24 protein-coding genes, 1 tRNA gene and 4 pseudogenes are annotated in these 23,331 nt (G+C 69.1%); 21 read left to right on the top strand and 8 right to left on the bottom strand.

The genetic code is table 11. The annotated features are described in order from the left end of the window. Nucleotides 1–279: 279 nt before the first annotated feature. On the top strand, nt 280–1,569 hold the full coding sequence (gene glpR / locus M2271_RS28530) for a gephyrin-like molybdotransferase receptor GlpR (protein ID WP_280890218.1): 1,290 nt from the start codon (nt 280–282) through the stop codon (nt 1,567–1,569). A 98-nt stretch (nt 1,570–1,667) separates the two neighbouring features. Then, nucleotides 1,668–1,741, top strand: a tRNA-Ala gene (locus tag M2271_RS28525). A gap of 51 nt (nt 1,742–1,792) precedes the next feature. Here M2271_RS28525 and M2271_RS28520 read toward each other — a convergent pair. Then, the gene (locus tag M2271_RS28520; RefSeq protein ID WP_280890217.1) at nt 1,793–3,772 is read right to left on the bottom strand and encodes a hypothetical protein; all 1,980 of its coding nucleotides are present in this window, start codon (nt 3,770–3,772) and stop codon (nt 1,793–1,795) included. Between the two features lie 87 nt (nt 3,773–3,859). Here M2271_RS28520 and M2271_RS28515 point away from each other — a divergent pair, with 87 nt between their 5' ends. Next, nucleotides 3,860–4,159: an XRE family transcriptional regulator gene (locus M2271_RS28515; protein WP_280890216.1), complete on the top strand. Its 300-nt coding sequence runs from the start codon at nt 3,860–3,862 to the stop codon at nt 4,157–4,159. A 219-nt stretch (nt 4,160–4,378) separates the two neighbouring features. Here M2271_RS28515 and M2271_RS28510 read toward each other — a convergent pair whose 3' ends face one another. Then, nucleotides 4,379–5,026, bottom strand: a complete 648-nt coding sequence (locus M2271_RS28510) for a hypothetical protein (protein WP_280890215.1) — start codon at nt 5,024–5,026, stop codon at nt 4,379–4,381. A gap of 407 nt (nt 5,027–5,433) precedes the next feature. Between M2271_RS28510 and M2271_RS28505 the strand changes: the two genes are divergently transcribed. The 3 genes from M2271_RS28505 (at nt 5,434) to M2271_RS28495 (ending at nt 7,956) form a co-directional block, all read left to right on the top strand. Next, entirely contained in the window at nt 5,434–6,723 is a 1,290-nt protein-coding gene (locus M2271_RS28505; RefSeq protein ID WP_280890214.1) for an MFS transporter, read from the top strand. Next, nucleotides 6,659–7,093, top strand: a complete 435-nt coding sequence (locus tag M2271_RS28500) for an HEXXH motif-containing putative peptide modification protein (RefSeq protein ID WP_280890213.1) — start codon at nt 6,659–6,661, stop codon at nt 7,091–7,093. The genes M2271_RS28505 and M2271_RS28500 overlap by 65 nt, the downstream gene beginning before the upstream one ends. A 293-nt stretch (nt 7,094–7,386) precedes the next feature. Next, entirely contained in the window at nt 7,387–7,956 is a 570-nt protein-coding gene (locus tag M2271_RS28495) for an HEXXH motif-containing putative peptide modification protein (protein ID WP_280890212.1), read from the top strand. A 358-nt stretch (nt 7,957–8,314) separates the two neighbouring features. On the opposite strand, the gene M2271_RS28490 is transcribed toward M2271_RS28495, so the two are convergent. Next, entirely contained in the window at nt 8,315–8,722 is a 408-nt protein-coding gene (locus M2271_RS28490; RefSeq protein ID WP_280890211.1) for a hypothetical protein, read from the bottom strand. A gap of 382 nt (nt 8,723–9,104) precedes the next feature. Here M2271_RS28490 and M2271_RS28485 point away from each other — a divergent pair, with 382 nt between their 5' ends. Both M2271_RS28485 and M2271_RS28480 read left to right on the top strand, forming a co-directional pair. Further along, the gene (locus M2271_RS28485; protein WP_280890210.1) at nt 9,105–9,578 is read left to right on the top strand and encodes a hypothetical protein; all 474 of its coding nucleotides are present in this window, start codon (nt 9,105–9,107) and stop codon (nt 9,576–9,578) included. Beyond that, nucleotides 9,575–10,035 (top strand): annotated as a pseudogene (locus M2271_RS28480) (GNAT family protein). The gene M2271_RS28485 and the pseudogene M2271_RS28480 overlap by 4 nt, the downstream one beginning before the upstream one ends. A 436-nt stretch (nt 10,036–10,471) precedes the next feature. Here M2271_RS28480 and M2271_RS28475 read toward each other — a convergent pair. Then, nucleotides 10,472–11,107 (bottom strand): TetR/AcrR family transcriptional regulator, encoded by a 636-nt coding sequence (locus M2271_RS28475; RefSeq protein WP_280890209.1) that lies wholly within the window; start codon nt 11,105–11,107, stop codon nt 10,472–10,474. Nucleotides 11,108–11,192: 85 nt separating this feature from the next. Here M2271_RS28475 and M2271_RS28470 point away from each other — a divergent pair, with 85 nt between their 5' ends. The 4 genes and pseudogenes from M2271_RS28470 to M2271_RS28455 all read left to right on the top strand — a co-directional run. Further along, nucleotides 11,193–11,609 (top strand): nuclear transport factor 2 family protein, encoded by a 417-nt coding sequence (locus M2271_RS28470; RefSeq protein WP_280890208.1) that lies wholly within the window; start codon nt 11,193–11,195, stop codon nt 11,607–11,609. Between the two features lie 172 nt (nt 11,610–11,781). After that, complete coding sequence (locus M2271_RS28465) at nt 11,782–12,768, top strand: histidine kinase (RefSeq protein WP_280890207.1); 987 nt, start codon at nt 11,782–11,784, stop codon at nt 12,766–12,768. Further along, nucleotides 12,765–12,905, top strand: a complete 141-nt coding sequence (locus M2271_RS28460; protein ID WP_280890279.1) for a hypothetical protein — start codon at nt 12,765–12,767, stop codon at nt 12,903–12,905. Before M2271_RS28465 ends, M2271_RS28460 begins: the two co-directional genes overlap by 4 nt. Continuing rightward, nucleotides 12,848–13,003: pseudogene (locus M2271_RS28455) on the top strand (helix-turn-helix transcriptional regulator); the annotation flags it as partial. The gene M2271_RS28460 and the pseudogene M2271_RS28455, both read left to right, overlap by 58 nt. Here the strand turns inward: M2271_RS28455 and M2271_RS28450 are convergent. Further along, complete coding sequence (locus tag M2271_RS28450) at nt 12,987–13,238, bottom strand: hypothetical protein (protein WP_280890206.1); 252 nt, start codon at nt 13,236–13,238, stop codon at nt 12,987–12,989. The pseudogene M2271_RS28455 and the gene M2271_RS28450 overlap by 17 nt on opposite strands. Nucleotides 13,239–13,609: 371 nt before the next feature. Between M2271_RS28450 and M2271_RS28445 the strand changes: the two are divergent. Both M2271_RS28445 and M2271_RS28440 read left to right on the top strand, forming a co-directional pair. Continuing rightward, nucleotides 13,610–13,777, top strand: a pseudogene (locus M2271_RS28445) (response regulator); the annotation flags it as partial. Between the two features lie 65 nt (nt 13,778–13,842). Then, nucleotides 13,843–13,965 (top strand): annotated as a pseudogene (locus M2271_RS28440) (DNA-binding response regulator); the annotation flags it as partial. An 8-nt stretch (nt 13,966–13,973) separates the two neighbouring features. On the opposite strand, the gene M2271_RS28435 reads toward M2271_RS28440, so the two are convergent. Continuing rightward, nucleotides 13,974–14,465, bottom strand: a complete 492-nt coding sequence (locus tag M2271_RS28435; RefSeq protein ID WP_280890205.1) for a GNAT family N-acetyltransferase — start codon at nt 14,463–14,465, stop codon at nt 13,974–13,976. Nucleotides 14,466–14,542: 77 nt separating this feature from the next. Here M2271_RS28435 and M2271_RS28430 point away from each other — a divergent pair, with 77 nt between their 5' ends. Continuing rightward, on the top strand, nt 14,543–15,346 hold the full coding sequence (locus tag M2271_RS28430) for an exodeoxyribonuclease III (protein ID WP_280890204.1): 804 nt from the start codon (nt 14,543–14,545) through the stop codon (nt 15,344–15,346). Between the two features lie 114 nt (nt 15,347–15,460). Here M2271_RS28430 and M2271_RS28425 read toward each other — a convergent pair whose 3' ends face one another. Beyond that, nucleotides 15,461–16,081, bottom strand: a complete 621-nt coding sequence (locus tag M2271_RS28425) for a MerR family transcriptional regulator (RefSeq protein WP_280890273.1) — start codon at nt 16,079–16,081, stop codon at nt 15,461–15,463. A gap of 166 nt (nt 16,082–16,247) precedes the next feature. On the opposite strand from M2271_RS28425, the gene M2271_RS28420 reads away from it, so the two are divergent. The 6 genes from M2271_RS28420 (at nt 16,248) to M2271_RS28395 (ending at nt 22,660) form a co-directional block, all read left to right on the top strand. Continuing rightward, entirely contained in the window at nt 16,248–17,810 is a 1,563-nt protein-coding gene (locus M2271_RS28420; RefSeq protein WP_280890203.1) for an NAD(P)/FAD-dependent oxidoreductase, read from the top strand. After that, entirely contained in the window at nt 17,807–17,962 is a 156-nt protein-coding gene (locus M2271_RS28415; protein WP_280890202.1) for a hypothetical protein, read from the top strand. The genes M2271_RS28420 and M2271_RS28415 overlap by 4 nt, the downstream gene beginning before the upstream one ends. After that, entirely contained in the window at nt 17,959–18,843 is an 885-nt protein-coding gene (locus tag M2271_RS28410) for an SDR family oxidoreductase (protein WP_280890201.1), read from the top strand. Before M2271_RS28415 ends, M2271_RS28410 begins: the two co-directional genes overlap by 4 nt. Before the next feature lie 89 nt (nt 18,844–18,932). Further along, a complete protein-coding gene (locus tag M2271_RS28405) occupies nt 18,933–19,235 on the top strand; it encodes a hypothetical protein (protein WP_280890200.1) in 303 nt (100 codons plus the stop codon). Between the two features lie 361 nt (nt 19,236–19,596). Then, nucleotides 19,597–20,199, top strand: a complete 603-nt coding sequence (locus M2271_RS28400; protein WP_280890199.1) for a TetR/AcrR family transcriptional regulator — start codon at nt 19,597–19,599, stop codon at nt 20,197–20,199. Nucleotides 20,200–20,374: 175 nt separating this feature from the next. Next, the gene (locus tag M2271_RS28395; protein WP_280890198.1) at nt 20,375–22,660 is read left to right on the top strand and encodes an MMPL family transporter; all 2,286 of its coding nucleotides are present in this window, start codon (nt 20,375–20,377) and stop codon (nt 22,658–22,660) included. Between the two features lie 156 nt (nt 22,661–22,816). Here M2271_RS28395 and M2271_RS28390 read toward each other — a convergent pair whose 3' ends face one another. Then, nucleotides 22,817–23,275, bottom strand: coding sequence for a MarR family transcriptional regulator (locus M2271_RS28390; RefSeq protein WP_280890197.1), 459 nt, complete (start codon nt 23,273–23,275; stop codon nt 22,817–22,819). Nucleotides 23,276–23,331 lie beyond the last annotated feature (56 nt).

Below are 23,331 nucleotides of genomic sequence, written 5' to 3'. Positions count from 1 at the left end.
GTGATGTGACGCGCTGCGTGAGGTGATGTGACGCGCTGCGTGAGGTGATGTGACGCGCTGCGTGTGGCGAGGTAACGCGCCGCGTGTGACCATGACCCCGGAAATTGAATATGTGTTCGAAAATGATCGGTGGATGACCGCCTCGGAGCATTGAATTCACGGCTCCGGCGGTCCGCTGATCGCATCGGTCACAAAAAAAGCTCGAAACATCAGCCAGATCGTGCGACACACCGCGCAATTGGCAGATGGCCTCATGCAAACCCCTCTACCGTGTGAGGCGTGAGCAGCAGCGGCCTCATCTACGCAGTCATTGTCGGGGCCTGGGCCGCCTACTTGGTGCCGATGTGGCTCCGTAGGCAGGACGAGCTGAACGAGGCCCGTCCGACGGAACGCTTCAGCACAGCCATCCGGTTGTTGTCCGGACGGGCGGGGATGGAGCGCCGGTACGCCAAGGACCTGCGGGCGCGCTCCACCGAGGAGGGGGAGTCCGGCGCCGTCGACACGGACGCCGTCACCGACTCGGTGGACGTCCGCGCCTTCGCCATGCCTCCGACCGACCCGCAGGCACGGGCGGCGGTCCAGGAGCAGAGCCCGGGACGGGCGGAACCGGGACGGGCGGAACCGGGACGGGCGGAACCGGAGCGGGAACCGGCGCGCGAGCCTGTCCGTGAGGGGGCGGCGCGTGGGCCGGGCCGCGAGTCCGGGCGTGAGGACGCGGGCGGCTCCGCGCGGAGAGCAGGGGCCGGGACGGCAGCGCAGCGGGCGCAGGCCGCCCGGCGCGCGGTCTCCGCGGAGGCGGCCGCGGCGCGCGCCCGGCGTATGAAGGTCCTCGCGCGCCGTCGGCGTACGACGGTCATGCTGTTCCTCGCCTTCACGCTGGGCGCGATCGTCGCCGCGGTCGGAGGGCTCGCGTTCCTGTGGGCGCCCGGCGTGCCCGCCATACTGCTCAGCGCGTACATCGCCCACCTGCGCTCCAAGGAGCGCCGGCGCTTCGCCTACCAGATGGACCGGCGGATGGCCGAGGCCGCCGCGCAGCGGCTGCGTGAGCGCGCCCGCCAGCCGCGCCGACGAGCCTCCGTGGACGCGGGCGTCGCCTTCGAGGAGCCGGACGAGAGCCCCGAGACGGCGACCGACCCCGGGCTGTCGGCGCTCGCCGCGGACCGGCGCGCGCTCGTCGAGCAGACCGACCACGCCGAGTGGGTCGACCAGCAGCGGGAACGGCAACAGCGCCCCGGACACGGGGACAGTTGGGACCCGGTACCGGTGCCGCTGCCGACGTACGTGACCGCCCCGGTCGCCCCGCGGGCCACCTCCGACGTGGACCTGGGGGCGCCCGACGCGTGGAGCTCCGCGCGGTCCAGCGCCGTCACGCCCGAGCAGGAGGCGGAGCCCGTAGCACCTGACGGGGGATCGGAGGAGCCGCCCGACGACGCGGAGGGCAAGCCCGCGGCCGGCGGCCGTACCGACGCCCGTCGCGCCGCCTCCGCCCGCCGCGCCCGCGAACGCGGCCGCACTCCGCTCTTCGACCAGTACGAGGACGGCGACCGCCCCCGCGCCGCCAACGAGTGACGTACGGCTGACATACGGCTGACGTACCGCGGCCTTGACCAGCCCGGAACGGATTTCCAAGCACCCTGACGGGGATGCTAGAGTTTCACTCGTTGCAAGGGCCTGTGGCGCAGTCTGGTAGCGCACCTCGTTCGCATCGAGGGGGTCTGGGGTTCAAATCCCCACAGGTCCACGCACGGCCGTTCTTGAGTTCGCTCGAGGTCGGTTGACGAGATCCCGGCGATCATGATGATCGCGCGGGATCTTCGTCGTTTCCGGGGTCTGTTCGATGGTGTTCGGGGTGATGGACGTCGGTGGTCAACGGCTTTGGCGGTGTCGCTGTCCGGTCGGGCCCTGTTGAGCGCATGACGGTCGGCCCCGGGGTGCCGGGGCTGGCGGTGGTCGTGTGTTGTTCTTCTGGTTCAGAGACCTGTGGTGGTGGCGGTGGCCGTCCGGTCTGTGCCGTCGGGCCGGTCTCTGGCCGACACCGAGCCGGTGGCTGGGGATCGATGTGTTCGAAGTCGGTGTCGGTGAGGTGGGTGCCGGTGCGCTGGTAGAGCCAGGCTTCGAGGATGTCGAGGTTGCCGACGGTGACCATGAGGGCGACGAGGAGGGTCTGGGCGACCTGGCCTCGTGCCGGGCGGTGTTTCGGGTTGCCGATGTCGAGTTCGTCGCTCTTGAGGCGTCCGTGGATCCCCTTGTTGTGGGACCGGATGGGCTTGTAAGCGGCGATCCAGTCGTCGGACAGGTAGTGGCTGTCCTGCCGGAACTTGGCGGTCTTGAGGTCGCCGGAGGCGTCTGCGGGCACGGTGATGTCGGATTTGCCGCAGACGGCGGGCAGTTCGTCCGCCGGCGGGTGGGTGAGCCATTCGTCTGCGGGAAGCTGGATGGTCGGCCGGGCGGCCGGATGGGCTGCGCGTTTGCGGCTGTCGGCAAAATTGATCACCGCAGTGGGCGGGCCCGGAGTACGGGGTGTGCGGGGTCGGAGCCGGTCGCGGCGGGCGCAGTTCACCGACGGGGATGGTCCGGCGGCGGGGCAGTGCAGGCGGATGGCGCCGCGGGCGTCGGGTCCTTGTTTGGTTTTGAGGAAGTACGGTCCCCGGGCGGCGATGTGGTCAGTGAGCTGCTGGTTGTCCCTGATCTCCCGTACGGCCTTGTCGCCCAGGCCCTGGGTGGCGTGCGCCAGTGTGGTGGGCGTGCAGGGGCAGGCGAGGGAGCCGTCGATGAGCAGGGCGCCCTGCCAGCTGCCCTGTTCACCACGATCGTTGACCTTGTAGTCCAGTGCCAGGCGGTAGCCGAGGCGGCGTACGGGGATCTGGAAATTCTCGGGAGCGTATCCGGTGTAGGCGCGGTCGGCCGCGCAGGTGCCCACCGGCAGGCCGAGGCTGCCGAGTTCCTCCAGGGCGAGGACGGCGTTGCGGCCGGTGCGGACGGTGGGGGTGTCCAGGATCAGGCCGACGCACATCTGTGGGTAGGCCGTCGGCTTGCCTGCGGGCTCGCCAGGGCGGCGGCGGTGCGCGGCGACGGCGAACGTGGCGCTGCAGCCGAAGGTGCCTTCGTCGGAGCCCCCGCTGAAGTGCCAGCCCGCGGTGATCTCCACCGAGGCGGTCTGGGACCGTTCGCTGGCGTGGCGGGCGAGGACCGGGATGGGGGTGGCGTCCACGCCGACGTCTCCGCGCCAGCCACGCAGAAGGCCCCGGGAGTCGGCAGATCGAACCGGGGCCAGGACCAGCTGGTTGGCCAACTGCTGGAGCCGTTCGGCGGCTTGTCGGCCGGAGGGGACGTTCCAGGCGTCGGCGTAGGCGTCGGCGATCTCCTGGGGCAGACGCGAGCGACGGTCGCAGCGGGCGGGGTCGAGGACGGTGGTGATGCGGTCGAAGCCCCGGTAGAGGCGTCGGCTCGCGGCAGCTTCCCGAGTGCGACGCAGCCAGGTCCGGCAGGTCTGCACGGTCGAGCCCTCCAGGCCCGGGCAGCTCGACAGTACGAACGCGTCGATCGTCTCCGTCCGCAGCCACACCCCTGGATCGCGCGGCAGTCCGCCGCTGTCGGCCCACACCGCCAGCCGCCCGACGGCATACAGAAGCCGCCGCACCTCGTAGCAGGTGGCCGGGGCGGTAGCCGCCACCGTCGCCCGTACCTGGTCGGCGACCGGCGCCCACTGCCGGTGCGGCAGCCTCGGGCGGTAGTCACGGATCCGGCCGGAGATCTCCGAGTTCAACGTCACGGCCCAAGCCCACCGGCTGGTCAAGCAGCCAGTGAAGGGGTTGAAGCCGATCTTCACGGAAAGGAGTGCATCTGCATGGTCGGAGGCATGAACCGCCGAAGGCCGCCGCGCGAGCTTGCCCGCGATCCGGAAGCCTGGCCCCACGCCCAGCTCACCGACCCCAGTGCCGTCGTCGTTCAGTCCATCGCGCGTACTCTCGCCGACGCTCTGGCGATCCAGAAGCGGAGCCTGCGGCAGACCTCCGCCGGCTCCGGGGGCAACCGGCAGGCCATCGCCGACCTGCTCGCCGGCCGATGCTGGCCCGACGTCGCCACCGTCGCCCGCCTGGAGAACTTCCTTGCCGTGCCGCTGTATCCGACCTGCGGCGGAACGCATCCCGACCACTGAAAACCGGCCTTTCCGCTCCCGGGCACCAGTGGCTTGCGGGAACGACGAAATAGGCCACGCACCCCCCGGGGCGAGCACGGTTGCTCTAACCTCGGGAGAGTGCGTGAGCCACTACGAAGGGGTCCACGTCGAAGGTTCCGAAGAGGCTCCAATCTCAACGGAACCCGTCCCCTCCTCCCCGCAACGGGAGGAGGGGACAGTTTTGGGATGGCGGTGTCGTCAGGCGGCCCCTTTCAACCCGATCTCATCAACGGACCCGGACCGCGCTGCCTGCCCGGCCTCGGAGGTCCGCACGATCGCGAACACGGCGGTCTTCACCTCGGCGATCCGTCCGTGCCCGGCAAGCCGCTTGCAGGTCGCGCGGATCGTCTCCACCGCCGCAGTCCCGGCCTTGCCCTCCGTCGGGCGTCCCAGGGCAGCGGTGAGATCCCTGACGTGCATCTGCTTCCCGGACGTGGCCAGCAACTGCTCGATGGCCTGCATCACCTCGCCGGACTTCGCCCCAGCCCTCTGCTTCGGCCGCGCGTTCTTCATGCCGGCCTGCCGACGTCCCTGCGGGGACGCCGCCGTCTCAGCTGCCGAAGCAGGGGAGTCGTCGTGCGAGCGCACGGTGTCGCTCCCGGCCGTCTCCGAAGCGGCTTCCGGTTCCTCGGCGGCGCTCGGCGCCTCAGCGAGGATCTCGTCGAGAGCACCGGCGAGCTGATCACGGGTGGTCTGGGTCTTCAGCAAATCATCTTGGACAGCCGCGAGTTCGGCAGCCAGCTCACGCTGGCGCTCCTGTAGACGGTTGGCCTTGCGGGCGTAGAAGTCCACGGCCGCACGCACCCCTGACGCCGCAGCAGCCTCATCCGTTTCAGCGAAATCCATCCGCCCTCCCCAGCCAGACGACACCTCAGGCGCATCGCCAGACATCGTAGGCAACGCCAGACGTCCCCAGACAGCCAAACGGCCAACCACGTCTGGCAGTTGGCCAGACAGCTGGCCGCCGCACGACACGGCCTCGCACCCGCGTCTGACGACGACTATCGCCGCCAGACGTACCGAACAGGCGCAGCGGCACCGACGTTGACTCCGGGCTGCAAGGGCTCCTCGACGCACATTTCGTCGTCTCTGGTAGCGAACGGCAACATCACCACTACGATGCCTCTCATGCATCACCTCTGTGACTGACCAGCGATCGCTCCGTGACCCTCCGCAGGCCACGGAGCACACACGACGTCATTCCGTCGTTCGTTCCGGCCATCTTTCGGGACGTCACACTGCTGGAGTCACTGGTGTTCCTAGCTCGACGCCGCCCTCACGGAAGTCTCGTCGCGCTCCTGCGTGACAACGCCGACTTCCGACGCCTCTTCTGCGCTTCCGCTCTCAGCCTGACCGGCGACTGGTTCACTTTCGTCGCCCTGAGTAGCTTCGTCTACCGCCACACGGGTTCGCCGGGATGGACAGCACTGCTGTTCGCCGTCAACTCCCTGCCCGGGGTCGTGCTGCTGCCGCTGATCGGACCCCTCACCGACCGGTTCGACCGGCAACGCCTGCGCATCGCGTGTGACCTGGGCGCGATCATCCCGGTCGTCGGCCTGCTGGTCGCCTTCCACATCCAGTCCGTCCCTCTGGCCCTCGGGTGCCTGGCAGGACTGTCCATCGCCGCAGCGATCGCGAGTCCCATCCCCGAGGCCGCACTGCCGAACCTCGTCACTGCCCGAGAGCTTCCACTGGCACAGACCGCTTTGGGAAGCCTGTACTCGGCGGGCCTCCTTGTGGGAGCCGGTCTGGGAGGCGTGGTCTCCGCGGCATGGGGCTCCTCGGTCACTCTCGTCATCGACGGGGCAACCTTCGCCGCCTCCGCACTCCTTATGATGAGGATCAGGCAGCCGCTCTCCAAGACGATCGCGAATCGCCGGATCCGGATGCGGGCCGATACCGCCGAACTCTGGACCTTCGTACGGACCACCCCGGTGGTCTCCGCCTTTCTCTGGCTGACCGTGGGACTGCGCCTCTGCTACGGCATGGTCGGCCTGCTGCCTGTTTACGCCCTCGACCGCTTCCACGTCGGTGACGCCGGCGTCGGGGCCCTGTATCTGGCACAAGGACTCGGCGCAGTAGTGGGTCCCTTCCTTGGCCGACGACTCGTCGCCGGGTCGATGCGCCGCAGACTGCACGCGGCCGGTGCTGCCCTGGCGCTCTTCGGGTCCGGCTATCTTGCCCTGGCGCAGGTCACAGCCCTCGGTCCCGGCATGGCCGCCGCCCTGGTCGGCCACATCGGAGTGGGTGCCTGCGCCATCCTCGCGGTCAACGGCCTTCAGCTCGCGACACCCGACCACATCCGCGGCCGGGTCATGGTCCTCGTCTTCGGCCTCTCCTCCGCTTTCCAAGGCGTGTCGTCTCTCGCGGTGGCACCTTTGGCCGCCTCCATCGGCATGCCCGACACCACCCGACTGCTCGCTGTGCTTGCCATCGTCTGCGCAGCCGTCTGGACGGTCGGTGTAACACGCACGGGGAATGCGCGAAAGCGCGTCGAACCGGATCTGGGCGATCGAGGACCTGATCGAGGCGTATGTGCATGAACTCACGCACACGCTCGTCATGCTCGACGAGCGCCGGTTCACCCACTACCCGCACTACGATGAACTGGAACGCGAAGAGAATCTCGTGAACTCTGCGATCAGGAACGAGAAACGCTCACTCTTCGCCTCCGTGCACAGTGTCTTCGTGGCGAGCGAACTTCTTCAGCTGCGAGAGGCCCATCACGGCCACCGGCTGGAGTTTCACATACACCCGCCATCGCGGAACATGCGCGAAAAGTCGCTCGCGGCTCTCGAATCTATTCTCGCCCTCCCGAACATCGATCGCCTTGCCAGTTCCCGGCTCCGGGAACTGCTCGAAACAACAGGAAAGCAGCTGGACACCCTTCGTCCTGGCGCGCTGGGCTCCTGACCGAGAGAAGGTGGAAAATGTTTTTTCTCCGAGGTCCCGAAGAAGGGCTCCAGGACGTCGTCACACTCTCCGCTCCCTACCTCGACCGGCGCAGCGTTTCGCTTCCCGCGGTCAAGGCCGCCTACCAGACGTACCTTGCCGTTCAACAGCCCAAGGTTCCAGCGAAGACCGTGGAACACACTGAATTCGTCCGCGATGCGTCATGGCGGACGGAGCTGAGTGGCTGGTTCCGCAACCCTGACGCACCTGACGCGGCAGGAGTACCGAAAGACTCTTCGGCAGTAGAACGGGCCATGGACCGAGTCGAAGAAGGGTTCCGCATCCTGTGCGGGAGCGAACCCGAACTCGCCCCGCTGTTCGATCTGGTAGTCAATCAGGTATTCGTCATGACGCTCCCACAGGAGCCGGGCAGCGGTTCCTCCTTCGACGGAGTCGGGCTCGTCTACGTCAACCCTCTGCCCGACTGGAGCACGCAGGACGTCATCGAATGCCTGGTCCACGAGTTCGCCCACACCCTCCTATACCTGGATGCCCTGCGACACACTCACCACCCTGACTACCGCCTGCTCGACATGCCGGAAAACGAGGCGGAAACCGCGATCACCGGGCGCCGTCGTTCGATCTTCTTCGCGTTCCAGAGCTTCCTCATCGCAGCCGAGATCCTCACCGTCCGACACCGCCATCCCGAAATCTGCCCCGGCGTAGGCATACACGGGTCCACTCCCGAGATCCTGGCCACCGCGAAGAGGACGTACGACCGCTGCATGGCGCATCCCAACCTCGACGCTCTCGCGACGCCTCGACTCAAGGCCCTTCTCAGCGACGCTCGCACCCGCATGCGGGAGATCGAGCAGAGCATGTAGCGGAACCCCGGGGCGTTGCCCGTTTGCACTCGCCGTGGGCGACCTCATGTGAAGCCGACGGGGAACGATCTTCGACGTCACGGGGAACGATCTTCGGGGCCTCTTGTAGCCGCACGTCAGCCCCTCTCGTGAACACCCCACGCACCAGCTGTTCTTGAGTTCGCTCAGGAAGAGTTCACGAGATCCCGTCCGATCTGATTGATCGGGCGGGATCTTGGCGTTTCCGGGTCCTGTTCGAGGAGATGTCCGAACAAGGCTGGCGCCGGGGGTTGGTTGCTTGGCGGTCGTCAGCCTGAAGTTCGGGGTGGTTCGGGGCCGTCGGCGGGCGTGCTTGATGTCGGCCTGTGGTGCTGGGGTCTCAGGTGGTCGTGCGGGTTTCCGGTCTTGTGGGTGGGGGCATCCCGGCCGCGTCGGGCGGTTGGGGTGCCGGTCCGGTGAGCGCGGCGGTTTCGTGAGTGGTAGCGGTCGTCTCGGTGCCGGTGGTCTGTTGCCAGCTGAGGAGGATGTGCAGGTTGATGCTGCAGATCATCAGCGCGAGCAGGATGGTCTGGGCGACCCGGCCGTGGGCGAGTCGTTTCGTGGGGTCGGAGATGTCGATGCCGTGACTTTTCGCCCTGCCGTTGAGGCCTTCGATATTCGCTCGCTCGGGTCGGTAGGCGTCCTGCCAGGTGGGGTGGAGGTAGTGCCGGTCCTGGCGGAACTTGTCGAGTTTGCCGAGGTCGCCGGGCCGGATGGTGATGGTGGGCTTCTGGCAGATGCGTGGCAATTCGTTCGCGGGGAGGGGCCGCAGGCGTTCGCCCGGGGGATCGGGACGGTGGGTTTCGCCGCGGTGTGTGCGGCGGTGGCCCGCTTGTTGGTGAGGTCGACGACGGCCGGCTGTGGTGCCGGGAGGTGGTGGGTCTGGTTGAAGCGGGGGCAGGACACGGCGGGCGAGGGCCCGGCGGCCGGGCACTGGAGGCGGATCGCGCCCCGCTCGTCCGGGGACTCTTTGAGCTTGAGGAAGTACGGTTCGCGGGCGGCGATCCGCTGGTGGAACTCGGTGTTGTCGTCGATGTCGCGTACGGCTTTGTCGTCGAGCCCGCTGGTCGCGTGGGCCAGAGCGGTCGGCATGGCGGGGCGGACGAGGGATCCGTCGAGGAGGAGGGCCCGTGGTGGGTGCCCTGGACGCCCCGGTGCTGCTGCTTGTAGTCGAGGACTATCTGGTAGCCGAGGCGGCGGGCCGGTTGCGCGAAGTGTTCGGTGATCTGGTCGGTGTAGGCGCGGTCGGCCGCCAGCAGCCCGGCCGGGAAACCGAACGGGACGAGCCGGGTCAGGGAGTGGACCGCGTTCGGGCCGGTGCGCTTGCCCGGGGTGTCCAGGACGAGGCCGAGCGCGAGTTGCGGATGGCGGCTGACGCGCCGGCCCGCCTGCGGGTGTCCGGCGGGGTGGCGGCGGCTGGCCGCGACCAGCAGGGTGGCGGAGTGCCCGAAGATCCCTTCGTCGGAGCCTCCGCAGTAGTGCCAGCCCGCGGTGAGTTCGACGGAGGCGAGGCCACGTCGTTCGCGGGCGGGTGGTGCGCGGCCTTCGAACCGTTCGCCGAGGACCGGGCTGTCGGTGCCTGGGGCCAGACTCGCTGGGCATGACCAACGACGCGCGGCTCAGAGATGTCGAGCAAGCCGACCTGGAACTGTTCCTCGAATACGAACACGACGCGGAGGCGGTCCGGCGGTCGAAGTTCCCCCCCGGAACAGGGAGGCATTCATGGCCCACTGGGCCACGAAGGTGCTCGGGGATCCCACCGTCCTTGTGCAGACCGTCACCGTGGACGGCGAACCGGCGGGGAACGTCGTGGCCTGGTGGGACCGGCGCCGGCGCTTCATCGGCTGCTGGTTCGGCCCCCAGTACTGGGGCCGGGGCATCGGCACCGAAGCACTGACGATGTTCCTGGAGAAGGAAACGGCCCGCCCGCTCTTCGCGGACCCCTTCACCGGGAACACCGGCTCGGTACGGCTGCTGGAGAGATGCGGCTTCCAACCCGCCGGGACGCTACGACACGGCGAGTACGAGCACATCCTGCTCGTACTCAACGAGGACTGCTGACGACTACACCCGCTGCTCTGCCGAAGGTTCCCCATCTGCGGTGCTGGCTTATCGGCGGTCGGTGGCTCGCGGGTCCCAGTGCTCGCGAAGGTGATCCAGCAGGTGTCGCGGGCGGTGTCCGCGAGGTACCAGATGCGGCCGCCGCCGGTCACCTCGATCTGCCATTGCTCGCAGGTCTGTCCACGGTGAGTACCGTGCCCCAGATTGCCCTTCAGCTGGTGGTGTCGGGGCGTCTCCGCGGTTGGCCTGGGATTAGTGCGCATGGTGATCCAGGCGCGGTAGGTGTTCTCGCGGGCCTGTCCGATGCCCGATGCCCGATGCCCGATGTCCGGGAACGCGGCGACTCTTCAGAGGCGGGGGAGGATACTCCCCCGCAACTGGAACATGACGGCTCGTCGATTCCCGCTGGCCATCGGCGGGCAGACGACACGGGAACCTACAGGGGCTTCACCGATGCCGGTGGGGCAGGGGAGCGGCCGGCTTCCTGGCCGCCCACGGGTTCGGTCGGCGGGGGTGTGGCCAGGCTTTGGAAGCACGGGCGCAGCAGGTCGATGATCTGCTCGGGTGAGGCGTCCGCGAGGTGCGTGAGGCGCAGCAGGTACCGCTCGGCGATCACGCCGTGGACGATCGCGCTGAGCAGGCTCGCGCGCAGGTCGGCGTCGGGTGTCGGTATCGCCTCGGTGAGTTGGTTGAGCTGAGGCTCCCCGGCGGCCCGGTAACGATCGGCGGCGTCGGCGTTCGTGAGTATCGAGCGCAGAACCGCCAGGGAGGCCGTCGGCTCGCCGGTCAGGCGCCTGCCCAGCGACGTGAGCAGCGCCTCGGCCACCTCGCCCGAGCCGCCGCCGGGCAACTCGTCGGCGGGAACCTCGGTGGCACGGGCGAAGAGCAGGTCCTTGCTGCCGAAGTAGTGCATGACCAGACCGGCGTCGACACCGGCGGCCGACGCCACGGCACGGATGGTGGTCCGGTCGTAGCCGAGTTCGGCGAAGATCTGGCGGGCCGCGGCGAGAATGCGCTCCTCGCTCTGGCGGCGCTGCTGTGCCCTGGTAGGGCGGGCGCTCGGTTCGGTCACGTGTTCATTCTACGACCGTTGACCGGATGCCCACTTTCGTTCTACGCTCGTTCAATCAACGAGCGTTCAACGAAAGGGAGTGGTCATGACTGCCACGTCACGCGAAGTCGTCGAGCAGGTCCTGCGCGCGGGCTGCGAGATGGACACCGAAACGTTCGTAAGCCTGATCGCCCCGGACGGCTACGTCGAGTGGCCGTACCGACCGGCGGGCATGCCTGGCCGCCTGGAGGGCCGCGAACAGATCCGCGCGTTCCTGACCGCCCAGGCCAAGGGCCTCGTCAGGTTCGACGAGTACCGCAACACGGTGATCCACGAGACCACCGACCCAGAGGTGGTGATCGTCGAGTACGACGCCCACGGCACCGTGATCCCCACAGGTGCACCCTTGCACCAAACCATCATCGCCGTACTCCGGATCAAGGACAGCCTGGTCGTCTCGTACCGCGACTACCTCAACCCACTGGTACTGGCTGAAACCCTGGCAAGCGTCGGCAACGCCTAGTGCCGGGAGGGGCACTAGCACCCGTCTTACGCGTTGCGGAGGCTCTGCGGTGCAAAGTGCTCGACCTCGCCGAAGGGGACCTGATCAATCCCGGGCAGACGTCGGGCTGGCACGCCTTCCAACAGTTCCGTGACCGTGTGATCGGATCCGCGCAGTGATACCGCCCGGCCGGATGATCACGTCCAATGAAGGCGACGGGGATTCCCAACCCCTGTGGCTCAGCGACGAGCCGACCGCAGCCTCGGAGGCGTACGGGCTCGCCGAACCGGCCGCGCTGCTGTGGCTGTTGTTGCTCGTCCCCCTGCGCGGGCGGCGCGGGTGGGTGGTGTGGGTGACCCCTCCGGTGCTGTGGGCGGGCATCGTACTGCGGCCGTTGGCGGTCGCGGTGCGGGAGAACAGCGTCATCGTGGCCCTGTTCCTCGCTGTGGGGTCGACGGCGGTTCTGGGTGGCGGCGTCGCCTGGCGGCTGGTCATGGCTGACCGGCGGCGGGCGGCGACGCTGCGCCTTGAACAGCGGGCCGAGTTCGCCCGCGATCTGCACGACTTCGTCACCCACCACGTGACTGGGATCGTGGTGCAGGCGCAGGGCGCTCTGGCGATCGCGAAGCGGCGACCGGAGTTGGTGCCACCGGCCCTGGAGCGGATCGAACGGGCCGGATCGGAGGCACTGACGTCCATGCGGCAGATGGTCGGGATGCTGCGGGACGCCGACGGGGAACCGGTCCTCGCGCCGCTGGCCGGGATGGCGGAGGTGCGCTCGCTCGTCGAGGGATTCTCGGCGGTCGGCGGCGCGCGGGCCCGGCTCGAACTGGAGGGTCCGTTCGACGACCTGCCGGTGGAGGTGACCACCACCGCCCACCGGGTGGTGTTGGAGGCGCTGACCAACGTACGCAAACATGCCCAGGGCTGCACCGAGGTGCGGGTGCACGCGGTCCGGTTCGGGGACGGCGTCACGGTGCGGGTCAGTGACGACGGCAGGCAACTCCACCGCTCCGGCGGCGGGTTCGGGCTGCCAGGGCTGGCCGAACGGGTGAACCTGGTCGGCGGCGGCATGCGGACGGGCCCGGCCGCGGGCGGTGGTTGGAGCGTCGAGGCCACCTTCCCGGCGGCTCCGGTCCCCGCCCCGCCCGCCGGCGTCCCGGGCGGAGGGACCCGTTGACCATTCGGGTGCTGATCGCCGACGACCAGGCCATGGTCCGCGCCGGATTCGCGATGATCCTGGCCGCCGAGGACGACATCGAGGGCGTACCAACGCGGAGATCGCCGCCGAGCTGTCCATCACGGTGGGCACGGTGAAGACCCACCCGGGGAACGTGCAGGCCAAGCTGGACGCCCGGAACCGGGTGGAGATCGCCGCCTGGGCCTGGGAGACCGGCCTCATCGGCCAGGAGTGACCGCCCCGGCGGCTGCCTCTCCGCCGACGTCCCCGGCACCCTTCCCGTCTCCTCGTGGCGTCGATGTTCTCTTCCAGGGCAGCCCGGGTGGGAAACGATCACCCACCAACTGGGAAGCGATCACCGGAAGCCCCCAACCCGGCAGGCCAGGGGGACTCGTGAACCCCCCCCAGCTCTTCTTGTCCGGGGACCGTTCGCCCGGCACCGCCCGACCGTTCGCGGTGGACAGGGACACCTCGGTGATCGTGCCCCCTTCGACCGTGACCCGGCCGCCGACGGTGACCGGACATGCTCCTGCCCGTCGGCGGCGTGCAGTTCCAACCGGGGCCCTGTCGCCGCCCCGGCGGCCTGCACCGGTGTCTTCGCCGGCTCCCCGGCGGGGTCCTTCGCGTCCGACGCCCCGGTGCCGCAGCCGGCCAGCAGGCACACCGAGACGGACAGCAGTGCCAGGGCAGACCGGGCCGGGCCGGTGCGATGTATGGATTCTCCGCTGTGCATGGGGCCAGCGTGGAGTGCGGATATCAGGAAGTGGTCAGTGTGTGGGAAGAACCGCACGAGGGCCGTGCACCGTGCTGACGACGCCTCAGCACACCTAGGGTCACCTGCGTGTGCGCATACATTCTGGTCGCGGAGGACGACGCCATGCAGGCCGAGTTGATCCGCCGGCTCCTGGTCAAGGAAGGCCATACGGCCGTCGTCGTCTCCGACGGACGGGCCGCTCTCGACGAGGCCCGTAACCACCGGCCCGACCTGGTGATCCTCGATGTGATGCTGCTGGTCGGTGTCGGGGGATCCAGGCAACCCGTGCGACCAGGCGCCGCGGCAGTACGGCAGGAACCCTGGTGGTGTCGGAGGCTGCCGTCGGCAAGCACATCGGGAGCATCCTGACCAAGCTGGATCTGCCGCCGGCGGACGACGTCCACCGGCGGGTGCTCGCGGTCCTGGCTTACCTCGGGAGCTGAGCTTCAGCTCAGGAGCTGAGCGGTTGGAGCCGTTTGGCGAAGCACCGGCTCCCCTCGTGGAAGCGGTAGTAGCCGAACTTCGCGCACGGCTCGTAACCGCTGGACGTGTAGAGGGCGATGGCCTCGGGCTGTTCGGTGCCGGTCTCCAGGACCATGCGGATCCGGCCGGCCGCACGGGCGTCCTCCTCCAACGCCGCCAGCATCCGGCGGGCGAGGCCCCGGCCGCGCAGTTGCGCGTTGACGTACATCCGCTTGAGCTCGGCGTCCCCGTCCAGGTTGCCCTCGCCGTTGGCGTCCTGTGCCCGCCATCCGCCGCTGGCCACGGGGGCGCCCGTCTCGTCGTAAGCGATCAGGTACACGCCGTTCGGCGGCTTGAAGTCCTCCGGTGCCAGCTCGGTGGCGTCACCGCCGTCGCCGTAGCGGACGTGGTACTCGGCCTGGACCTCGTCGTTGAGCTTGACGGCGTCGGGGTGATTGAAGGGGACGTGACGAATATCCATGCTTCCTGCCATATAGTGACCCACCCGCCTCTCATTCCAAGGCGGGACCCGGTCCAGTGTGCCGGTATCGTGCCGGGGTGCTCACTGTGACCTCCGCAAACGTGAATGGCTTGCGTGCCGCCGCGAAGAAGGGCTTCGTGGAGTGGCTCGCCGGAACCTCGGCCGACGTGCTCTGTCTCCAGGAGGTGCGCGCCGAGCCGCAGCAGCTGCCCGAGCAGGTCCGCACCCCTGATGGTTGGCACGTCGTGCACGCGCCCGCCGCCGCCAAGGGCCGCGCCGGCGTCTCCCTCTACAGCCGCCGGGAGCCCGACCGGGTCCGGATCGGCTTCGGCTCGGCGGAGTTCGACACCAGCGGCCGCTACGTCGAAGTCGACCTGCCCGGTGTCACGGTCGCCTCCCTCTACCTGCCCTCCGGCGAGGTCGGCACGGTGCGCCAGGACGAGAAGGTCCGCTTCATGGGCGAGTTCCTGGCCCATCTGAAGACCCTGCGCGAGCGCGCCGCCGCCGACGGCCGCGAGGTCCTCGTCTGCGGCGACTGGAACATCGCTCACCAGCAGGCCGACCTGAAGAACTGGCGCGCCAACCAGAAGAACTCCGGTTTCCTGCCGGAGGAGCGGGAGTGGCTGACCCGGGTCCTCGAACCGGCGGAGGGCGGTTACGTCGACGTCGTGCGGGCGCTGCATCCGGAGGGGGAGGGGCCGTACACGTGGTGGTCTTATCGGGGGCGGGCTTTCGACAACGACTCAGGGTGGCGGATCGACCTGGCTGTGGCGACTCCCGGACTTGCCCGCACAGCGGTCAAGGCGTTCGTGGAGCGGGCCGCCAGCCATGACGAACGGTGGTCGGACCATGCTCCCGTGACGGTCGTTTTCGACAGGTGACCCAGGTCGTGTGGGCGCGCTGACGCGGAGAACGCCCTGGGTGGATCGATGGAGCGGCTATGGGCCGATGGAACGGCTATGGGTCGATGGAGCGGCTACAGATCGATGGAGCGGCTATGAACGCTTCCGCAGCCGCCGGTCCAACGCCAACGACAGTTCCGCCTCCACCACACTCCGCGCCAGCGGGCGCAGCCGCCGGAGATTCTCCTCGGGGCCGTGGCGGAGGATCAGGTCGGTGAAGAGGGCGGCGAGGGCGTCGGCGTGTTCGCGGACGCGGGCTCCCGCGGCCAAGACCTCGGCGAGCGGGATGCCCTCCTGGATCAGGGTGGAGGAGACGTCCAGGAGGCGGCGGCTGATGTGGACGATCTCGTCGCCGTCGGTACCGAGGTAGCCGAGTTCCAGGGCGGCGGCGAGGTTCTCGGGGGTCACCTGGCCCTCGAAGCGGGCGGCGAGTTCCTCGGGGGTGAGGTGGACCGGCTCCTCCTCGGTGGGGGTGTCGACACCGAGGAGGTCGGCGACGTCGCGGCCGTGGTCGAGGGCCTCCACCAGGTCGGCGATGCCGTTCAGGGTGTGGCCGCGTTCCAGCAGCGCGGAGATGGTGCGCAGCCGGGCCAGGTGGCCCTCGTCGTACCAGGCGATACGGCCCTCGCGGCGCGGTGGGTGGATCAGCTTGCGCTCGCGGTAGAACCGCAGGGTGCGCACCGTGATCCCGGCCTGATCGGCCAGCTCCTCCATGCGGTACTCGCGCTTCTCGCGCTTCTCTGCCACGCCCGAACCCTATGTCGTACTCCCGGTAACTTTCGTGGCCCGCCCTCTACCCCCGCAGCGCGGAGCTGCCCTACTCTCGCCATTGTGCCAGTGTTCACTGGCGTGGTTCGGTGCAACGCGTGGAGGCTTCGGGATGGCCGAGCACGAGGACGAGTACGAACGCAGGAAAGAGCACCGACACGAGCACCGACGCGAGTACCGACACGAGCACGTGCGGGTCGCGGTGGTCGGGTCCGGATTCGGTGGGCTGGGGGCCGCCGTACGACTGCGGCGGGAGGGCGTCACCGACTTCGTCGTGCTGGAGCGGGCCGGCAGCGTCGGAGGCGCCTGGCGGGACAACACCTACCCGGGGTGCGCCTGTGACGTGCCGTCCCATCTGTACTCGTTCTCGTTCGCGCCCCACCCGGACTGGCCGCGCACCTTCTCCGGGCAGGAGCACATCCGCGCCTACCTGGAGCACGTGGCGGACGTCTTCCGGCTCCGGCCGCACATCCGCTTCGACTCCGAGGTGAAGAGGATGGCGTGGGACGCCGAAAAGCTCCGCTGGGACATCGAGACCAGCAGCGGCAACCTCTCCGCCGACGTCGTGGTCTCCGCCACCGGGCCGCTGGCCGACCCGAAGATCCCCCAGATCCCGGGGCTGAAGAGCTTCCCCGGCAAGGTCTTCCACTCCGCCCGCTGGGACCACGACTACGACCTGCGCGGCAAGCGGGTCGCCATGGTCGGCACGGGCGCCTCCGCGATCCAGATCGTGCCGGCCGTCCAGCCCCTTGCCGAGCGGCTCACCCTCTTCCAGCGCACCCCGCCGTGGGTGCTGCCCCGGGTCGACCGGGCGATCAGCGGCGCCGAACGCGCACTGCACCGGGCGCTGCCCTTCACCACGCAGGCCCGGCGCGGACTGCTGTGGGGGATCCGGGAGTTGCAGGTCCAGGCGTTCACCAAGCACCCCGACGAACTCGGCCTGGTCGAGCAGGTGGCCAAGCTCAACATGGCCCGGTACATCAAGGACCCGGCCCTGCGCGCCGAACTCACGCCCGACTACCGCATCGGCTGCAAGCGGATCCTGCTGTCCAGCGATTACTACCCGGCACTCGCCCGGCCGAATGTGGACGTCGTCGCGAGCGGGCTGAGCGAGATCCGCGGCTCGACCCTCGTCGCCGCCGACGGCGCCGAGGCCGAGGTCGACGCGATCGTCTTCGGCACCGGCTTCCATGTGACGGACACGCCGATCGCCGACCGGGTCGTGGGCGCGGACGGGCGGACGCTCGCCGAGTCCTGGAAGGACGGAATGGAGGCCCTGCGCGGGACCTCGGCGGCCGGATTCCCCAACTGGCTGACCGTCATCGGGCCCAACTCCGGCCTCGCGAACTCCTCGATGATCCTGGTCATCGAGTCCCAGCTGAACTACCTGGCCGACTTCGTACGGCAGTTGAACGTCCTCGGCGGCCGGGTCGCCCTCGACGCCCGCCCCCGCGCCGTGCGCGCCTGGAACCACCGGGTGCAGGAGCGCATGAAGCGCACGGTGTGGAACACCGGCGGCTGTACCAGCTGGTACATGGACGCGAACGGCCGCAACACCACCATCTGGCCCGGCACCACGACCGAGTTCCGGCGCGCGACACGGCGGGTGGATCTGGGGGAGTACGACGTCCTGCGGGTGCCCGCGGTGAAGAAGCGGGCGGAGGCCGGCGTATGAGCTGCCTCGCGCACGTCCCGTCCGGTGCCTACACCCCGGCCGCCCCTCCACTCGTCACCACATACGCGCAGATCAACGGCACATACGCGCAGATCAACGGCACATACGCGGAGATGAACGTCGCATACGCCCGGATCAAGGAGGGTGCATGACCAGGGTGAGCTTTGAGGGGCAGGTCGCGGTCGTCACCGGGGCCGCGCGGGGTGTCGGGGAGTTGCTGGCCCGCAAGTTGTCCGCGCGCGGGGCCACGGTGGCGCTGGTCGGGCTGGAGCCGGACGCGCTCGAGAAAGTCGCCCGGCGGCTGCACGGCGACAGCGGTCACTGGTACGCCGACGTCACCGACCACGAGGCGATGACCCGGGTCGCCCACGAGGTCGAGGAACGGTTCGGGAAGGTCGACATCGTGGTCGCCAACGCGGGTGTCGCCACCGGCGGCCCCTTCGTCGACTCCGATCCCGTGGTCTGGCGGCGGGTGATCGAGGTCAACCTGATCGGGTCGGCGGTGACCGCCCGGGCCTTCCTGCCGGTGCTGATGGAGAGCCGGGGCTATCTGCTCCAGATCGCCTCCCTCGCCGCGATCACCCCGGCACCGATGATGACCGCGTACTGCGCGTCCAAGGCGGGCGTAGAGGCGTACGCGCACAGTCTGCGGGCCGAGGTCGGCTACAGGGGAGTGCGGATCGGGGTCGGGTATCTGTCGTGGACCGACACGGGCATGGTGCGCGGGGCCGACCAGGACGACGTGATCCGGGAGTTGCGGCAGCGGCTGCCGTGGCCGGCCGACAAGACGTATCCGCTGGGGCCGGCGGTGGACCGGCTCGTGGCCGGGATCGAGCGGCGGTCGAGCCATGTCTACGGGCAGTGGTGGCTGCGCGGCATGCAGGGGGTGCGCGGCTACCTGCCCGGGATCGTCGGAACCGTCGGCCAGCGGGAGATGCGACGGTTCGGGACCCGGCTGGAAGGGATCAGGTCCGGGCTCGTCGGCGCAGGTGGGACGGCCGACGAGGAGGCCCGTGCTACGCACCGTAGTTGATCGACATGCGCACGGTGACGGCCCATGTGAATCTGGTCGAGGCCCCACCTGGTGGCCCAACCCCCCACTCACTACGGGAGTGAACCCACATGGGTATGAAGGACCAGTTCCAGGAGAAGTCCGAGCAGTCGCAGGAGCAGGCCAAGCAGAAGGCCCAGCAGACCCGCGGGAAGGCTCAGCAGCGCGGGCAGCAGGGCCGGGAGCGCAACCGGCCGAGCGAACCCGCGCGTGACCGCAACCGGCCGAGCGCCCCCGCGCGGGACGGCAACCGGCCGGGCGACCCCATGCGGGACCGCGGCCGGCCGGGCGACCCCATGCGTGACGAGGGGAACGAGCGGATGCGCCACGAGCGCGAGGAGCAGGACCGCCTCGACCTGGACTACGACGTCTGACGCTGCGGTTGGCTCCGGCCTGTGAGCGCGGGGCGCCCTTCTGCGGAGGGCGCCCCGTGTTTTATGTTGTTCTTGTTGTTCTTGTTCTTGTTGTTGTTCTTGTTGGGAGCTTGTCGCGCGGTTCCCCGCGCCGCCGGGGGAGTTGGCCTCGTCTCTCGGTCATGAACGCGGGGGAGTCTGGGAGTTGACCCGTCCGGGATCTGCCGGAATCCCAGCCGATCTCAGCCGATCCGAGCCGATCCCAGCCAATCCCAGGCAGGGTGACACGCAACACGAACGAAACAGTTTCGTTTCGCTCGATGGTGCGCTACATTCGTCATGTACGAAACCGTGTCGTCCGGAGCCTGGGAAGGCGAGAGTAATGACTGAGGTCGCAACGGCGCGTCGCAGTCGGATCACGCCCGAGCGCGAGGCCGAGTTGTACGGTGCCGTGCTCGAGCTGCTCCGGGAAGTCGGCTACGACGCGCTCACCATGGACGCCGTGGCCACCCGTACGCGATCCAGCAAGGCGACGCTCTACCGCCAGTGGGGCGGCAAGCCCGAGCTGGTGGCGAAGGCGGTCCGGCACAGCAAGCCGGGCCCTTCCCTCTCGGAGATCGACACGGGGTCGCTCAAGGGCGACCTGCACGCCCTCACGCGGCGCTCGGACGACTGCCAGATGGAACAGAACTCCGCGCTGATGCGGGGTCTGGCCATGGCGGTCCATTGCAATCCGGACCTCCTGAAAGCGTTTCAAGAACACATCATCGAGCCGGAGTTGGTGGAGTTCCACCGTGTGTTGCAACGGGCGGTCGACCGTGGCGAGGTCCGCGCGGACAACCCGGCGGCCCAGTTCATGATGCACATGATGATCGGAGCGTTCGCCGCCCGTACGCTGCTCGACGAGCGGCCGCCCACGCAGGCGTTCCTGCTGTCGTACATCGACGCCGTGGTCCTCCCCGCACTCGGCGCGCACGCCACCTGAGACCTCCCACCACCTGAGACCCTCCTCTCCCTGCAGTTACCACCTGAGACCCTCCCCTCCCCGTAGTTACCACCTGACGTCACCGCTCAAGTCGTCGGGACGATCACCCCTGCCACCCACCGGGTTGATCACCCCTTCCCGTACCTCACAACGACCTGACCGGGAGTACGCCTTCGTGGCCACGTTCCTCTACAGACTCGGCCGGCTCGCCTTCCGGCGACGGCATGTCGTCGCCCTGATATGGGTGGCTCTGCTGACGCTCGCGGGCATCGGCGCGGCCAACGCCCCCGCCGCCGGAACCACCTCTTTCTCCATCCCCGGCATCGAAGCGCAGAAAGCCTTCGACCTGCTGGAACAGCGTTTCCCCGGAGCCAGCGCCGACGGCGCGACCGGACGCATCGTCTTCAAGGCGCCCGACGGCCAGAAGGTGACGGACGCCGAGAACAAGGCGACCGTCGCGAAGACCGTCAAGGAGCTCGGCGACGGTTCCGAAGTCGTCTCCGTCGCCGACCCGTTCACGACGAACGCCGTGAGCAAGGACGGAACGGTCGCCTACACGTCGGTGAAGTACGACACCACCGGCATGGAGCTGAAGGACACGACCAGGGACGCCCTCGAGAAGGCCGCGGACGACGCGCGCGCCACCGGGCTGACCGTCGATGTCGGAGGTGACGCCCTGCAGGCCGGGGCCGAGCCGGGCGCGGCCGGCGAGGTCGTCGGTCTCGCCCTCGCCGCGGTCGTCCTCGTCATCACCCTGGGCTCGCTGGTCGCGGCCGGACTGCCGTTGCTGACGGCGATCATCGGCGTCGGTATCGGCGTCGCCTCCATCACCGCCCTCGCCAAGGCACTCGACCTCGGCGACACCACGTCCACGCTCGCCTTGATGATCGGCCTCGCGGTCGGCATCGACTACGCGCTGTTCATCGTCTCCCGCTACCGCAGCGAGCTGGCCGAAGGCCGTGATCGCGAGGAGGCGGTCGGCCGCGCCACCGGCACCGCCGGCTCGGCGGTGGTCTTCGCGGGCCTCACGGTCGTGATCGCGCTGGCGGGTCTCGCGGTCGTCAACGTCCCGATGCTGACCAAGATGGGCCTCGCGGCTGCCGGCACGGTCGTGGTCGCCGTCCTGATCGCGCTCACCATGATCCCGGCGCTGCTCGGGTACGCGGGCAGGAAGGTCCGGGCGACGGGCGAGAAGCGCACGCCGCGCGGCGGCGACACGTCCGAGGCCTCCGAGAACTCCGAGAACTCCGAGAACTCCGAGCACTCCGAGAACTCCCGGAAGCAGCAGGCCAAGCCCGGCCTGGGCGCCCGCTGGGCGAGCTTCGTCATCCGCCGTCCGGCCGCCGTGCTGCTGCTCGGCGTGGTCGGTCTGGGAACGATCGCCCTCCCGGCCTCCCAGCTGGAACTGGGCCTCCCCGACGACGGCTCGCAGTCGACGTCCACCACCCAGCGCCGGGCGTACGACCTGCTGTCGGAGGGCTTCGGCCCCGGCTTCAACGGTCCCCTGATGATCGTGGTCGACGCCAAGGACAGCGACGACCCCAAGGCCGCGGCCACCACGGTGACCGACGGGATCAGGGGCCTGAAGGACGTCGCGACGGTGACCCCGGCCATGTTCAACAAGGCCGGCGACACCGCGACGATCACCGTGATCCCGGGCTCCAAGCCGTCCTCGACGCAGACCGAGGACCTGGTCCACGCCATCCGTGACCAGGGCCATGGCGTCGAGGCGGACACGGGCGCGAAGGTGCTGGTCACCGGCGCCACCGCGATGAACATCGACTTCTCCCAGAAGCTCAACGACGCGCTGATCCCGTACCTGGGTCTCGTGGTCGGTCTCGCCTTCCTGCTCCTGATCGCGGTCTTCCGCTCCGTCCTGGTCCCGCTGAAGGCGGCCCTCGGCTTCCTGCTCAGCGTGCTCGCCGCCCTCGGTGCCGTGGTCGCGGTCTTCCAGTGGGGCTGGCTGGCCGGCCTGATCGGCGTCGAGGAGACCGGCCCGATCATGTCGATGATGCCGATCTTCATGGTGGGCGTGGTCTTCGGACTCGCGATGGACTACGAGGTGTTCCTCGTGACCCGCATGCGGGAGGCGTACGTCCACGGGGAGACGCCCGCCCAGGCCGTGGTGACCGGCTTCCGGCACAGTGCCCGGGTGGTGGCCGCCGCCGCGATCATCATGATGGCCGTCTTCGGCGGCTTCATCACCGCAAGCGAGGCCATGATCAAGACGATCGGCTTCAGCCTCGCGATCGCCGTCTTCTTCGACGCGTTCGTCGTCCGCATGGCGATCGTCCCGGCGGTGCTCGCGCTGCTCGGCCACAAGGCCTGGTGGCTGCCGAAGTGGCTGGACCGCGCCCTGCCGAACGTGGACGTCGAGGGCGAGGGTCTGCGGACGGCGGACGACCTCAAGAAGGCCGGCGAGGTGGATCCGGACGAGGACCGGGAGCTGGTACGCGCCTGACGCGTCCGAAGCGTCCGAAGCGTCCGACGCGTCCGAAGCGTCTGAAGCGTTGACGCATCTGACGCATCTGACGCGTCCGACGCCTCTGGCTTCCGCTGCTTGACCAGCCGGTGAGGGCTCCGTGGGGACGGGGCGTCCTCACCGGCTTTCCTCGTCTCAGCCCAGTGGGGTGTCGAGGAGTTGGGTGAGGGTGCGCTTGAAGTCCTCGGTCCGCCGGTCGTCCAGCCCGCCCAGCGGGGTCAGCAGCTGATCGAGGAGCACCTGTACGGCGGCGACGGCGGGCCGCACGGCCGCCTTCCCCTCGTCGGTGAGCGCCAGACGTACCACCCGGGTGTCCTCGGTATCCCGGGTACGCCCGACCAGCCCGGCCGCCTCCAGGGCACGCGCCAGCTTCGACACGTACAGCGCCTCAAGTCCCGTGTGGTCGGCCAGCTCCCGCTGACTGGGCTGCCCACCTGACGCCTCCATCCCGCTCAGGGAGGCCAGCAGCACGTACTGGGCGTGGGTCAGGTTCAGGGGCGCCAGGGCTTGGTCCACGGCGGTGCGCCACTTGTTGGCCAGGCGCCAGACGAGGTAGCCGGGGGTGGGGGAGAGGGCCTTCGGTGCGTCACTCACGATGGGTACAGTACATGGCTACTGTCTTCAGCTCGGCCCAGACCGTCGTGCGCGGG

It is taken from the genome of Streptomyces sp. LBL (genome assembly GCF_029893585.1).
In the GTDB taxonomy this organism is placed as follows: Bacteria; Actinomycetota; Actinomycetes; order Streptomycetales; family Streptomycetaceae; genus Streptomyces.
Note: the sequence above shows the minus strand (reverse complement) of the source record. Positions and strands in the feature narration are given on the sequence as shown.